The following is a 14,299-nucleotide window of genomic DNA, read 5'->3' as shown; positions in this document are numbered from 1 at the left end:
TATTTACTATTCTACAAACTGAAGCACTTTTTGCGGAAGCAAGATTTTATCAATAATATGTACCACTCCGTTTTTGGCTTCCACATCTTTGATATTAAAATAGGCCCTGATTTCAGAGGCATCCTTTATCGCGAAATCTTCTCCTTCCTTTACCAGTTGAATTGAATCGTTGGTTAGCAAGGTTTCAACAACTCCTTCTTTAAAATCAGTTGAAAGTAACCTTTGGTTCGTAAAATGCCCAAGAAGAATATCGTTCAACACTTGTAGTTCAAAGAAATTCTGAAAATCATCAAAATCATCATAGGGATCTCCCAAAATATCAAAGAGAAGTTCAACAGCTTGGTTGTTCGGAGCAAAAATAGTTAGGGCTTCTTCCCCTTCCACCAGATTAAAAAGATCAGCCTTCATCATTGCTTCTTCAAACATTTGCAAATCTTCATTGTCAACAATAATCTCTTTCAATGTAGGCTTCGGAAAAAATACATCTCTCACCGATGTGGGCCATAAAATTTCATTCACACCATAAACCACACCGTTAGCAACTTCTGAACCTAAGTCTATAAGTTCAATTGATTGGTGGGAAGCAGTCTCTAAGTAAATACTCTCGCCAACTTTCACTTTGATTTCCTCTCCATGTTCCGACGAAAGGTAATCGTCATTTAAAAAGTCTTCTGAAAAAAGAGCGTTCCCACGCAACAAATGATACTGAAGTATGGCCTGTAACAGTTCAATCTCTGAAGCGTCATCAAAATCATCGAGAGAATCATATCCGTCTATACTTTCTAAAAAATCGCTAAAGGCCATATCGGTAGGTGCAAAGAAGGTAATCATTATTTCGCCCGATAGTAGTTCGGTGAGTGATGCATCCACTTTGTTCAGAGCTTCGCTCAACATATGGTAATCTTCTGTTTGCGTGATATATTCATAAGCATTCGGAGTACCATCGCCCTCTTCATTATTGTCTTCCTCTTCTTCTTGGGGTTCATCCACGACTTCTTCCTGGTCGGGATTAGACCCCTTGTCATCGATCTCCGGGCTGTCATCACTACTAGAGCAATTTGTTAATAACAGGGTAAGGATGATAACCACTAAAGAAAAAAATGGGTGCTTGTATTTTTGTTGCATCGTTATATTTTTTTGGAACGTCAAAAGTCACTTTTAATAGAGACATTACTGATTTGCATTGTTTTCGGAACTACTTTGCGCCACTAATTGACTATTATCACCAGTTTTGCCCTGTACTTTGGTATCAGTAAGCGTTTTCAAAAAGGCTATAATGGCCCTTTGTTCACTGTCCGATAGCTGCAGTTCATCAAAAGGTAGGGTTTGATGTTCGAGATCAAAACCCATTCCGCCGCCGCCACCTTGATTGTAGAAATCCATTACTTGTTCCAATGTTTGGTAGGCACCGTTATGCATATAAGGGGCGGTTAAGGCGACATTTCTTACTGTGGGAGTTTTGAACATACCCCTATGAACCTCTTTGCCATAGCGCCAAAAGAAGCCCAAATCATCATCTAACTCTTGATTGGAAGCCGTTTCAGGAACCCCGATGACCTCTTTTTCGGTTTCCGAAAAAAATGGCGGTACCGTACCATTGGTCAATGGCATGAAATGACAGGTGGCACAAAGGGCTTTTCCCATGAAAAGGTTCATTCCTAATTTTTCTTCTTCTGAAAAATTTGATTCCTCTCCCCTCATATTTCTATCGAATTTCGAGTCAAAACCATTCAGGGTAGAGATGTAGGTCGACAATGCCCTTATGACATCGGTATTTCGGGTCGAAACTTTACCATAAGCTTCTTCAAACATGGCCGTATAGGTCGAATCGGATAATATTTCTGTAGAAAATTCATGAACACTACTAGCAAATTCTTGCTCATTGGTAAAAACAGAGGTTATTTGGTCCAAAATATTCTCGGCACGCCCATCCCAAAAAAAACTTTTTTGAAATGCCACATTGATTAACGTAGGTGTATTTCTTTGTAAAGTATTGCCTGTATTATCTAAATTGGCCGTTATGCCATCGGAATATGCCTTCTCAGGAATATGACAGGTGGCACATGACATAGTACCATCTTTTGCCAATTTTGGCTCAAAAAATAATTTTTTGCCCAAAGCCAATTGTTTCTCATTGGTATTTCTGTTAACGGGAGGAGTAAAATAGGTGAGATTAAAGGCATCTTTTTCGAAAAATGTAGAAGCGTCAAAATTGAACGGTTTGTTGTTGACGCCTGCCCAAAGACCACTCTCTTTTCTGATGGACACCCAATTTCTGGTTATAGGATTCATATAATCCCTTATGAAGGTATACCTATCAAAAGTTTCAAAATCGGTATTCTGATCCAGGTATTGAATGGCCATTTTAATATTTTCAGTAAAACTTGTATCCAGATCTTGGTTTTTATCTTGAACCAAATTTTGGATGGATAGACCGTAAACCGTATAAAGACTTTGTAGTGAAATTTTACTTTCTTCTAGCCCCCATAAACTAACAGGAGTGTCAAAACCTACAATACCAAGGCTGACAATGCGCATCAATTGCTGATGGGTAGCTATAAAGAAACGCTCGGCATTTAAGCTTCTTTCCCCAGTGTTTTCCAAAAGGTTGACCAAAAGACCCTTGGTCAAGTTGGTCTCTCTAATAAATACGGTGGCATCTTCACCTCCTTCAAAAATAGTTTCCTCTATCTTTTGCAAACCTAAAGGAGCCAATACCCTTTCGGTGTCTTCGGCAAAAATGGGCAATGCAGGTCCATTCGCTCTATGCCCAATAGCGGGATTTAGATAAGACGCATAAGGCTCGGCCTTTTTAAAGTTTATCCTTAACTTTTTGAAGACTTCTTTAGCCTTCTCACTTTCAGGATTTAAATGAGCAAGAGAGTCAATCAATTCGACCGTTCTTGTCATATGTGAATGATAAAATTTTTGTGCTTCGGTCCAGTCTATATCAGGGCCTTTCTCATGATTATTGGCCAATTGTTTAGAGCCATCTTTACACGATATAAAAAACATTAACAATAAGATGGAAAGAAAATATTTGTACATGACGGACACAGCATTTTTTTTAAATAGGTAAGACCCCTGATGAACAGGGGTCTCAACCAAAAACAGAATAATTAAGCGTATTATCTAGGCAATCCTTTCAATATAACTATTTGGCCACCTTGATCATCTTCACGGGCACCAGCTGCAATGGCATCAGGCCTATCAGACTCCATATCATGACCATCTACACTTTTAAAATCATCACTTTGCCAGTAATGGGGTTGAAGGTTTAGCAAGAAAGTATTTGGCTCTCCAATTTTCTCTGAAATATCTTCAAGTGCACCGAATTCGCCACTGAACCCAGAACCGCCAGAAGGATCAAGGTCATTTCTAATTACCAATTCTAAAACAACCTTTGCATTGTTACCGTTCAGGTCAGTTTGATAAATGTAGGCAGCATGGCCTCTATCAAAAGAGTTCGGGTCTTCTTGCAGGTAGATGAAGTTTTCGGTTACACAAATGTTATCAGGACTTTGAAGCTCAGGCACATTACCATCCATATTATTTGTATCGGTATTACCGCTGACAATCTGAGTAAGCTTTCCAGTCAAAGGAGAATCTTCATCCAATTCTAAACGATAGGCAGTACCCCAATCGTTATAGGTACCGGCACCTGGGCCGCGGCCTGTGACCGCTACAAAAACGTTTCTGTTATTGTCAGAAGAACCTTTTTGATAGTCAACATCCTCTACCCTCATAAATGCACTGGCATTAACGGCAACGCAGGCATCTTCCATCTCGTCTTTTGTCATATCGGCACCGTTCTCAATTTCTACAAATTCAAATGCATAAGTTTCACCAAAAGCCAAATCACCTTCATTGTAAGTAACACCAGAAGATACGGGTGCAGGGTTTATGGCATTACCATCGGCATCGGTGGACCCCGAAGCAACTTCTTTTAACCTTAATACATATACTTTACCATTGTTCAAATCGGCATCGCCGTTTTCAGACATGTAGAGAATAATTTGTCCTTCAGAACCGCTAGAGTCATCATCACCTCCTATGATTACGGTTTTTCCAGGATAGGCATCTCTAGGTAACGGTACTGCATTTTCCCATGAGAATTCTCCTAGCGCATCAAGACCAAAATCGGCCGTTGGGGTTGGGGTCTCTATGTAGGGATCAATAGCTTTTACATCGTAATGAAAGCTCTCGGAAGCCGATAAGAAAATATCACGTGGGCCACCATGTACACTTGCTTCCCACATGGTTCCCGAACATTGTCTTGCAAAATCAGCAACCCCAGAGTTCAATAACCACTCCCCTCCTGTTGGGTTCATATACTCATCAAAATGAAGTCTACTAACGGCATAGTCATCTTCGGCATTTACTATGTACATGTAGCCGTCACCTTCTTTTAAGAAACCGGCGCCATCTTGTGCACCCACCAATCTAAAGCCATCTTGCAATACATCGGTTGAGCTGATTAATGAGTAGGCTTTAACAAAGTTGAATTGAGGTTTCATGGCCACTAAGGGCTCTAGTTCAGATTTATTCTCGAAAATGGTTCCTTTCTCCTTTCCAGGACCATGGCCGAGAAAATCATCTAGCTTGTCGCATGAGCTGACCGTAACGGCCAACCCTGCACAAAAAAGTAGTTTACTAAGTGTTCTCATTTTTGTTTCTAGGTTTTTCTTTAAAAGTTCTTTAACAAAAATATGGTTGAGAGCACCCATGGAAGTTAACTCAATATGGTCATAATTTAAACGTAAGTTGAATTTTATGTTAAATGGTTACGACAATGTTACTATTAAAGATGATTCTAAATAATATCCTCAAAATGAACTATCTAACTCAAATTTTATAATAGTCTAGAAACCATAAATCAAACAAGTAGAACTTTATAATAAGTAGGCGCGGGTAATTAAAACACTTTGCTCGATTTTGACTCTTCAAGTTTGTTTATATTAGTCATGCCAAGCAAAAACTAGAACTTTACCGAATGCAACCTAACGGCATCTCTATTTTCAATAATCTGAAAATTATTCATACAGCCCTACTCATCGGCATGGTGCTGTTTGGCATTTTTGTCTATACCCAGAACGGACAGTTTATTGCAGAAATCGAAGAGGGAGATATTTTTGTTTATATCGTTCCAATAGTAGCCTTTGCCGCCTATTTTTTGGGAATGCTTTTTTTCAAAAAGATGATTCTTAGATTAAAAAGGGAAGATAGCCTAAAGCAAAAGTTGGAAGTCTACCAAAAGGCCAATTTGGTCAATTACGCCTTTCTAGAAGCGGCCGCTATGTTGGCACTTGTTGCCTACTTTCTGAAAGGTACCGCGCTATACTTGGTCATTGCGCTCTGCATCATGGCCTTTTATATTTCGAAACGCCCTACTATTAATAAGCTGCTCAACGACTTACCACTTTCAATGGAAGAAACAAATCAATTAACTAAATAACTTAAAACTACATATGAAAACTTTAAACTCAACTTGCCTGACCCTATTTATGGCCTTAAGCATTTTTACTACCATATCGGCACAAGATTGGCCCAACCTTAAACAGTTTCAAGAGGCCAATGCCCAACTTCAACCTGCTAAATCAAAAGAAAACAGAGTAGTTTTTATGGGAAATTCCATAACCATCGGATGGCTGAACAAACGACCTGAATTTTTCGAAGGAAAGCCCTATGTCAATCGCGGTATTAGTGGACAAACCACCCCTCAAATGCTACTACGTTTTAGACAAGATGTTATTGACCTTGAACCGAAGGTGGTCGTTATTTTGGCCGGAACCAATGATATAGCGGGCAACACAGGGCCTTCAACCCTCGAAATGATAGTTGATAATATCAAATCAATGGCCGAAATAGCGAAGGCCAATAATATTAAGGTGATTTTAAGCTCCACTTTACCCGCGTACAAATATGGTTGGAAACCCGAAGTTGAACCTGCTGAAAAAATTGTTGAACTTAATAAAATGATTAAGGCTTATGCGAAGAAAGCAGGTCATATCTATCTTGATTATTTTTCGAAAATGGCCGATGAACGAAATGGATTGCCCAAAAAGTACGCAGATGACGAGGTGCACCCCACCGTTGAAGGCTACATGGTAATGGAACCTCTTGTTGAAGCTGCTATCGCTAAAGCCCTAAAAAAGTAATAGATGAAAAAATTATTGCTCATCGCTTTTGCTATCATAACGCAAATAGCCCCGGTAGCTTCACAAGAGAAAAAAGATGCTCCCTTAAGGGTTGGTGTCGTCGGTTTGGTACACGGTCATGTAGGTTGGATATTATCCAATGAAAAAAAGAGTAACATCGAGATAGTCGGTATTGTAGAGCCCAACAAAGAATTGGCTCGAAGATTGACCAAACAGCACGGACTTTCTATGGATATTGTCTTTGATACAATCGAAGAAATGGATGAAGCCGTACATCCTGAAGCGGTAAACGCCTTCAATAGCACCTTTGATCATTTGGAAACCGTTCGCTATTGCGCCCCCAAAGGAATTCATGTAATGGTAGAAAAACCATTGGCCGTTAGTTGGGAACATGCCAAGGAAATGGTCGAACTGGCCAGAAAACATAACATACATTTATTGACCAACTATGAAACTTCATGGTACGGTAGTAATCACAAAGCCTACGATTTGATAATCAAAGAGAAAGCTATCGGTCAAATGCGTAAAATCAATTTTCATACCGGCCACTTTGGTCCTATAGAGATTGGCTGTGGGGATGAGTTTCTTGAATGGCTAACGGACCCCGTTCTTAATGGTGGCGGGGCCCTAATGGATTTTGGATGTTACGGCGCCAATATCAGCACTTGGCTAATGTCTGGCAAAACCCCCATTTCGGTTACCTGCACCACTTCTAGCTTCAAGCCGAGCAAGTACCCTAAAGTTGAAGATGATGCCACGATTGTTCTTCAATACCCGGATACAGAAGTGACCATTCAAGCTTCATGGAACTGGCCCCATCATGTGAAGGATATGGAAGTTTTTGGAGCGACCGGATTCGTTAAATGCAAAAACGGTACGGACATGGAACTGATGACCGATGAAAAAATAGGACCAAGTTCTTTAAAGGCAAACGACCTACCAAAAGGTGAAAACGACCCTTTCGCCATATTTAAAAAAGTGGTTCATGAGAATTACAAATTACCGGCATATGACCTTACCTCACTGGAAAATGCCCAAATAGTAGTTCAAATATTAGAAGCTGCAAAAATCTCTTCAAAAGAAGGTAAAACAGTATTATGGAAAAATCTTTATCCAGAGAATAAATAAATCAGTTCACCACTATTTTAGAACTAAAGGCCACCTTAAAAGGTAGGCCTTTTTTGATACTTCCAAATTGAAAGTTGCCTTTTTAATTCTTCAATGCATACATAAAATTTATCCTACCGTACATATTAACATTTTCAATTGTCAACTACTGTCTAATATTGTTGCATGCTTTAAAAACAATCCCTAAAGCAGTTTTTTATTCCCTCTTAAATAACCCACCAACAATACTTCCTTTTTTTTAAAAAAAAGGTATCTCTCCCCCGTTGCTCTACTAAATAGCTCTTGGTTAAAAGCATTAGTGCTATTTGGTATTAAAAGGTGTATTCCTCCTACAGAAATTCAACTCATAAAATCTAAATATCATGGCTAAAAAAAGTAATCCAGTAACCGTAAAGATTGATATCAAAGGTCAATCTCTACAAAAAGACCTTCAGATTTTCGTTTTTGATAAGAATGAGAACCTTTTAGAAGCGACCGCACTTAACAAAGAACAGATTAAACTGAAAACAAGTGCGAATGAAATTAAAAGTAGAGGGCAAATATTTATCGGCCCTTCTATTCCCAAGGAGTTTGAAAAGCGCAAATTGACTCCTGTTACTATTAAAAAAATGGGAGGCTATGAACCTTCTATTCGATTAGACGTAAATAATGATATTACTATTTCAAAATTACCCAATATAATTTTTCCTAATTGGTATTGGTGTCTAATTACCGGAAACTTAAGCAAGACCTTTACTATCGACGGGCAAAATGAAACTTTACCAATTTGTGAAGCAAGAGTACATATTTGCGAAGTGGATAGAATTAAATGGTGGTGGCCAAAGATACCACGGGCAGTAATTACCGATTTGGGTAAAAAATTGAAAGAGATATTAACAATTCCTGAAGTCAAATTTCCACCATTACCTGATCCTGGTCCTCTTCGACCACCCATAAGACCAATTACAGGCTTTACCGAAAAAGCTTCGAACAATTCAGAGGCCTTACAGAGAATATCAACTCTAAAATTACCTGATGATGTAAAATTGGGGTTATTATCTGAGTCTTCATCAGTAGTTAGCGATACGATTTACAAAAATTTTCATTTACTACATCCATACCTATGTTTGTGGCCTTGGTTCTGGCCATATTTCTATAGATGTACAGAAATAGCTACGGTCTACAGTGACTGTAACGGACATTTTGATTACAATTATTTCAATTTTGACAATGACAAAGACATTTATGTCTGGGTAGAAGTCAATATTGATGGACAATGGGTTACCGTATATCGACCTCCCATGTCTTGCTATACCAAATGGAACTACAATTGCGGTTCTGAGATTAATATTCGAATCACCGACCCAAGGGTAAAACCTTGCGAATGTTCACCTATACCTGGTGCTATTGTATGGATGAAAAGAATCAACAGCGGTGTTCGCTTGCGAAAAGTGCAACAAAACAATGGTTCTAGTGAACACCTTACCAACGCCATAGGCCTTACCGATTTCATAACCGCCGGCCAGAAAGTATCGCCATTTGGAGGTTCTTTTCCTTTTGTGGTGCAATTTGGTAGTGGATTTCCGAATTCTACGGTATCACATTATCGTTGGTCTTATAAAAGACTTAAAGATGCTTACTTAACGTCTATCAGTGATGTATCACATCATTTGGAAGGTAATATTAATAAATCATACACCTATGAGGTTTCAACGCCGACCGGAACCGTATTCGCCACAGGAGCATTTAACTTGGGGCCGACATATAATTCTGGAAAACCTAAGTATAAAATACCCCATGTGGAAGCTTCCGATGATGTGCCTTCAGAGCCAACTGCCGAGTGGAACCAAGATACCAGCAGCATTTATGTTAATACCTCCGGTTTTGCAGATGGGCTTTACGAATTCACTTTTGAACTTTTAGACAACTCAGGAAATGTGATGCCTGTTGATGCCAAGACGTTTGTGGTTGACAGATTATCGTCAGATCCTACCGGCGAAACTACCATAAGTGCCGATGGCTTACCAGAAAACTATTTGGTCAAAAATACTGCGGGCAAGGCTATAGCTTTCACTTTTAAAATGCGAATAGATAATCAAGCCTGTTATGCCGATGTATTAGATGCTATTGTAGATGGCAACACCACAGACACCGCTTGTGGTGTTGGTAGGTATGACAATAAAACAACTGATAAAGCCATTATCAGGTTTTTGGCAGGTCAACCACTTAACTTCGCTTATTATGGTTTCAACATAGTCAAAGGTAATAGCAATGCCGTGCCGGTAGCGAACTCGGCCGGTTATGTAACCCAGTCCGATAACGGATATAGTATAAGTACCATACTCGATGCAGGGGTACAGAAAACGTTTTATAAGAAGCAATTAAATGTAAGTGATATGCTTGGCTCATGTAACATGGCCGCCTTCGCCGAAGTTCTTAGAGTGAGGGCAACGCATACCAATGGTAGTGTTAGAATAAGCTCATATGATAGTGAAGATGTAGGTGCCATAGCAATGGCCACTTCTTAATCACAAATGGTAATTATTAAATGGAATGGCCCGTTAAGGGCCATTTTATTTTACCATTGGCACCCTTTTTTTTTTAGAAGATCCTACTCTTATCAAAATCATCACTTCTTAAAATTTATGCATATCTTCACTTTTGTTAAAGAACCAACAATTTTATTTTCAGACAAAAGGTCTGTACAATTGTTCAAATGACAGAAAAGAATAGCACTATAAGTACCCAAAAGCAACCACAGAATAAGAATTATGACGCTATTATCATTGGGTCTGGGGCAGGTGGTTTGGCCTGTGCCATTTGCCTAGCGCGAGAGGGCAAAAAAGTACTGGTGCTAGAGCAACACGATGTACCAGGAGGATGGTGTCATAGCTTCTATCTTAACGGACACCGATTTACACCTGGTGTACACTACGTTGGCCGCTTGGCCGAAGGGCAGACCACTAACGACTTATATAGAGGCCTAGGCATCGCCAACGATTTGGTTTTTTTTCGAATGAATCCCGATGGTTACGAGCATGTAAAAATCGGTGATCATCAGTTTGATTATCCTGATAATTTTGATGAACTGATCCATCGGCTTTCAGAACAATTTCCCGAGGAAGAAAAGAATATATCAAAATACCTAAAACTTACCCGAACGGTCAGTAGAGAATTATACTCCATCCCCTATTTTAAGGGTTTTTGGCAGAAACTGATAATGCCCTACAAGACCAAATATTTTGGTAAATATGCGCTCTTCAGCCTCAGTAGGGTGATTGGTTGGCATATAAAAAATCCACTTTTGAAGAAAATACTCAATATTCAATGTGGCGATCATGGGGTAGCCCCGAATAAGGTGCCATTCTTGCTTCACAGTGCTGTTATGTACCATTACATTCATGGTGCCTATTACCCCATGGGTGGAGGTGGTGCTCTCATCAAATCGATGACCAAGGTGATTAAAAAGTATGAGGGTGAAATAAGAACCAGTACGGCCGTTAACAAGATATTGCTAGAAGGCGATAAACGAAAAAAAGCCGTAGGGGTCGTACTCGATAATGATGAAAAGATTTATGCCAAATACATCATCAGCAATGCCGATGTTGGTATTACATACAATCAACTGATTGGAAAAGAGAATCTTAGTAAACGCTTGAACCGAAAACTAGAAAAAACCACCTATTCATGTACATCGATTATGTTATTTCTTACGGTGGATATGGATTTAAGAAAGCATGGGGTTGATTCTGGAAATATTTGGCTAATGCCCGACCGCGGACCCAATGATTTTTATGAGGAAATCTTTGCCGATCGTATTGATGAAGGTGATGCTTTTGAGGGAATGTTCATTAGCTGTACCACACTAAAAGACCCCAGTAGTTACGACGGTAAACACCATACCATTGAGGCCATCACTTTTGTAGATTATAAGACATTTGAGAAGTTCGATCAAAAAAATCAAGAGCGGTCTCAAGAATATCTTCGATTAAAAGAACGATTGACCCAAAAAATGGTCAATGGTATCGATAGAGCTGTTCCCGGTATTAAGAAGCACATTGTGCACAAGGAGTTGGGTACACCACTAACGAACGAATATTATATTAATTCGACCAAGGGCAATGTATATGGTACGGAGAAAAGCATGATGCACATAGGGCCATTTGCTTTTAGGGCCAAAAGCGAGATAGAGAATCTATATCTCTGCGGTTCTAGTGTACTTTCACATGGGGTAGCCGGAGCTTCCCATTCCGGAGTCGATACAGCGGCCCGAATATTGGGCTGTACTTCTGATGAACTAAAGAAACCACAAGAAGATCAACACATAAGGCTATACGAAGCTGAAGATTCTTCAGCTTATCCTGATTGGCTGAAGAAAAAAATAGCCAGTAAGCAATCTAAAAGAAAAAAAGCATCGGTCGAAGCTGCCAATTGATCGAATTTTCGTTTTGATAGTAAGCTACGACCGCCTGAACTTAATCTGGTGAAAAACGTTAGCTATATATTTTTATTATTGGCCTTGTTGGCCGAGATATTGGGAACCATAGGGGGTTTTGGCTCGTCAGTTTTTTTTGTACCCATCGCTAATTTTTATTTTGATTTTGAATCGGTATTGGGTCTGACCGCAATTTATCATCTGTCGAGCAACCTTAGCAAGATATTTTTGTTCAAAAAAGGCCTAAACAAAAGACTCTTGATAGCCATAGGTTTACCTTCGATTATTTTTGTGATAGTGGGAGGAATACTCACAAAGGTGGTTAATTCTAATTATTTAGAAATAGTATTGGGCCTATTCTTAGTAACTCTCAGTGCTATCTTTTTGATGAATAAAAATCTAGCTATTAATCCCAATAGAAAAAATGCTATTATTGGTGGAAGTTTGTCAGGATTCTCAGCAGGACTTCTTGGCACAGGAGGTGCCATTAGAGGTCTCACCATGGCAGCATTCAATCTAGAGAAAAATGTGTATATCGCAACCTCAGCTTTTATAGATTTTTGGATAGACTTTTCAAGAACCTTTGTTTACTTATTTAACGGTTTCATACATAAACATGACCTAGTTTACGTTCCGTTTTTACTATTAATTGGACTCATAGGTACTGCAATAGGCAAAAAAATACTCCACTACATACCGCAAGAGAAGTTCAAACTAATCTCTTTAAGTTTAATTCTAACCATTGGTCTAGTAACTCTATCAAGGCTGTTTTTTAAGTAGAAGAAATGAAGCTCAAAAATCATATTAAAAGCTATGCACAGTTTAATTTCTGGGCTAACAATGTTTTAGCAGACTATATTGAGAAAGTTCCTAGTGAATTGAAAAAACAACAGATTCAATCAAGCTACCCCAGTCTTTATGAAACCATAGAACATATGGTGCAAGCACAAAAATTCTGGCTTTTGGTACTTGGTGAAACATATGATTACAAAGTTCCATACATCGACCAAAGATTAGCCTTTGAAGGATTTGTTGATGAATTCAAAAATCAGTCAAAAATCTTTCTGTCAGGTTTAGAGATGGTTCTGAATACTGATTTAGAAAGAAAAATTAAAACTCCGTTTTCCGAGGAAACTATTAATCTTTCTGACGTATTTATTCATGTAATCGATCATGAAACCTATCACAGAGGGCAATTGGTAACAATTTTGAGACAATTAAATTTGAAGGATATTCCCAATACAAATTATTTTCAATTTTGTTTAAGTAGAAATCAATTGTAGACAAGTATATACGTTAAGTGGCAAACACTGACTTAAATAATCTGGAGGCACTATCTAAATCTAACATAGAGCATTCATGCCTTTTATGTCAATACCAACTATGCAGAAGTGTAGCAAAAGCTAGAATTTTTTATGCCATGATAATGCCCGTCCTCTTTATTTTTACATGTAGATTTAGAACTACAATCTAGGTGGTCATTAACACCGACAGATTATTTTGTTATTGACAAACCCCATCATATTGGGAAGATATTACCAAACTACATTTGATATTTCTCAAATGCCAATTGTCTTTTTTTATTTGGCAAAATGGTTTTCTTAGTCGGCGCACTTTTACTCTATTTCTCTGGTACGTTACTAAGAAAATGACTCCGTATAAAGGCCAGATGTTGTCGCAACAACGTTTTTGCTTTGGCTATTACCTACTCCCAATTCGTAAAATGGAGAGAAGTGAATAAAATTACTCCACTAATCAATGTTATCTATCTAATCAATTTTTTTAGGGAATGAGCCTTGGCGATTAATATTTAAATGAAATAAGCATCTACCTTCCCATCCAACCGCCATCAACTAGCATGGTCTCTCCATGCATATAGCTAGATGCCGCTGAAGCCAAGAAAACAATTGGCCCTTTGAAATCGTCGGGTTGCCCCCATCTACCGGCCGGTATTCTGGCCAGTATAGAGTCTGCCCTTTCCGGATTATTTCGAAGCGCCTCGGTATTATCGGTACTGATGTAACCCGGTGCAATGGCATTTACGTTAACACCTTTTCCTGCCCATTCATTGGCAAATGCCATCGTAATCTGCCCCACGGCGCCTTTACTTGCGGCGTAGCCTGGCACGGTTATGCCTCCTTGGAAAGTTAACAACGAAGCAGTAAAAATAACTTTTCCCTCGCCCCTCTTGACCATTTCTTTACCAATTTCCCGAGTCAAGATAAATTGTGCGGTTTGGTTGATTTCTATCACCTTGTCCCAATACTCATCGGAATGCTCCACAGCTGGCGCTCTTAGAATGGTACCTGCATTATTGACCAGAATATCTATTTTGGGAAAATCGTCTTTTACTTGTTTGATAAACTCATATAATGATTCCCTATTGCCGAAATCACAGGTGTATGCCTTGAACTTTCTTCCGATGCCTTCGACCTCTTGTTCAACCATGCTGCCATGTTTTTCCAAAGAGGCACTTACGCCAATAATATCGGCACCTGCCTCGGCCAATCCTAAGGCCATAGCTTTTCCGATTCCTCTCTTGCACCCTGTTACCAATGCTATTTTTCCTTCAAGACTAAAACTGCTGAGTATACTCATT

General features: G+C 39.0%; 11 protein-coding genes. 7 read left to right on the top strand and 4 right to left on the bottom strand.

Annotated elements, in window-relative coordinates; genetic code table 11:
- Positions 1-6: 6 nt before the first annotated feature.
- The 3 genes from D1013_RS11580 to D1013_RS11570 form a co-directional block, all read right to left on the bottom strand.
- Positions 7-1,125, bottom strand: a complete 1,119-nt coding sequence (locus D1013_RS11580; RefSeq protein ID WP_121848984.1) for a fasciclin domain-containing protein — start codon at positions 1,123-1,125, stop codon at positions 7-9.
- A gap of 45 nt (positions 1,126-1,170) precedes the next feature.
- Complete coding sequence (locus D1013_RS11575; protein WP_121848983.1) at positions 1,171-3,048, bottom strand: cytochrome-c peroxidase; 1,878 nt, start codon at positions 3,046-3,048, stop codon at positions 1,171-1,173.
- 80 nt (positions 3,049-3,128) lie between these two features.
- Positions 3,129-4,667, bottom strand: coding sequence for a PhoX family protein (locus D1013_RS11570; RefSeq protein ID WP_121850702.1), 1,539 nt, complete (start codon positions 4,665-4,667; stop codon positions 3,129-3,131).
- 326 nt (positions 4,668-4,993) lie between these two features.
- Here D1013_RS11570 and D1013_RS11565 point away from each other — a divergent pair, with 326 nt between their 5' ends.
- The 7 genes from D1013_RS11565 (at position 4,994) to D1013_RS11535 (ending at position 12,983) form a co-directional block, all read left to right on the top strand.
- On the top strand, positions 4,994-5,455 hold the full coding sequence (locus tag D1013_RS11565; protein WP_121848982.1) for a hypothetical protein: 462 nt from the start codon (positions 4,994-4,996) through the stop codon (positions 5,453-5,455).
- A 13-nt stretch (positions 5,456-5,468) separates the two neighbouring features.
- The gene (locus D1013_RS11560; protein ID WP_121848981.1) at positions 5,469-6,158 is read left to right on the top strand and encodes an SGNH/GDSL hydrolase family protein; all 690 of its coding nucleotides are present in this window, start codon (positions 5,469-5,471) and stop codon (positions 6,156-6,158) included.
- 3 nt (positions 6,159-6,161) lie between these two features.
- Complete coding sequence (locus D1013_RS11555) at positions 6,162-7,286, top strand: Gfo/Idh/MocA family protein (protein ID WP_121848980.1); 1,125 nt, start codon at positions 6,162-6,164, stop codon at positions 7,284-7,286.
- Positions 7,287-7,648: 362 nt separating this feature from the next.
- Positions 7,649-9,793: a hypothetical protein gene (locus D1013_RS11550; protein WP_121848979.1), complete on the top strand. Its 2,145-nt coding sequence runs from the start codon at positions 7,649-7,651 to the stop codon at positions 9,791-9,793.
- 188 nt (positions 9,794-9,981) lie between these two features.
- Positions 9,982-11,700 (top strand): phytoene desaturase family protein, encoded by a 1,719-nt coding sequence (locus D1013_RS11545; RefSeq protein WP_121848978.1) that lies wholly within the window; start codon positions 9,982-9,984, stop codon positions 11,698-11,700.
- A 48-nt stretch (positions 11,701-11,748) separates the two neighbouring features.
- Complete coding sequence (locus tag D1013_RS11540; protein WP_121848977.1) at positions 11,749-12,480, top strand: sulfite exporter TauE/SafE family protein; 732 nt, start codon at positions 11,749-11,751, stop codon at positions 12,478-12,480.
- A gap of 5 nt (positions 12,481-12,485) precedes the next feature.
- Positions 12,486-12,983: a DinB family protein gene (locus D1013_RS11535; RefSeq protein WP_121848976.1), complete on the top strand. Its 498-nt coding sequence runs from the start codon at positions 12,486-12,488 to the stop codon at positions 12,981-12,983.
- Between the two features lie 544 nt (positions 12,984-13,527).
- Here the strand turns inward: D1013_RS11535 and D1013_RS11530 are convergent.
- Entirely contained in the window at positions 13,528-14,292 is a 765-nt protein-coding gene (locus D1013_RS11530; protein WP_192466553.1) for an SDR family NAD(P)-dependent oxidoreductase, read from the bottom strand.
- Positions 14,293-14,299 lie beyond the last annotated feature (7 nt).

The organism is Euzebyella marina, from assembly GCF_003687485.1.
Taxonomy (GTDB): domain Bacteria; phylum Bacteroidota; class Bacteroidia; order Flavobacteriales; family Flavobacteriaceae; genus Euzebyella; species Euzebyella marina.
This window is presented reverse-complemented; position numbering and strand designations above follow the sequence as displayed.

Bases quoted from the DNA above. Each gene is read 5' to 3' on its own strand.
- D1013_RS11580 (WP_121848984.1), bottom strand. From the start codon at position 1,125: ATGCAACAAAAATACAAGCACCCATTTTTTTCTTTAGTGGTTATCATC.
- D1013_RS11545 (WP_121848978.1), top strand. From the start codon at position 9,982: ATGACAGAAAAGAATAGCACTATAAGTACCCAAAAGCAACCACAGAAT.
- D1013_RS11575 (WP_121848983.1), bottom strand. From the start codon at position 3,048: ATGTACAAATATTTTCTTTCCATCTTATTGTTAATGTTTTTTATATCG.
- D1013_RS11570 (WP_121850702.1), bottom strand. From the start codon at position 4,667: ATGAGAACACTTAGTAAACTACTTTTTTGTGCAGGGTTGGCCGTTACG.
- D1013_RS11535 (WP_121848976.1), top strand. From the start codon at position 12,486: ATGAAGCTCAAAAATCATATTAAAAGCTATGCACAGTTTAATTTCTGG.
- D1013_RS11555 (WP_121848980.1), top strand. From the start codon at position 6,162: ATGAAAAAATTATTGCTCATCGCTTTTGCTATCATAACGCAAATAGCC.
- D1013_RS11565 (WP_121848982.1), top strand. From the start codon at position 4,994: ATGCAACCTAACGGCATCTCTATTTTCAATAATCTGAAAATTATTCAT.
- D1013_RS11560 (WP_121848981.1), top strand. From the start codon at position 5,469: ATGAAAACTTTAAACTCAACTTGCCTGACCCTATTTATGGCCTTAAGC.
- D1013_RS11550 (WP_121848979.1), top strand. From the start codon at position 7,649: ATGGCTAAAAAAAGTAATCCAGTAACCGTAAAGATTGATATCAAAGGT.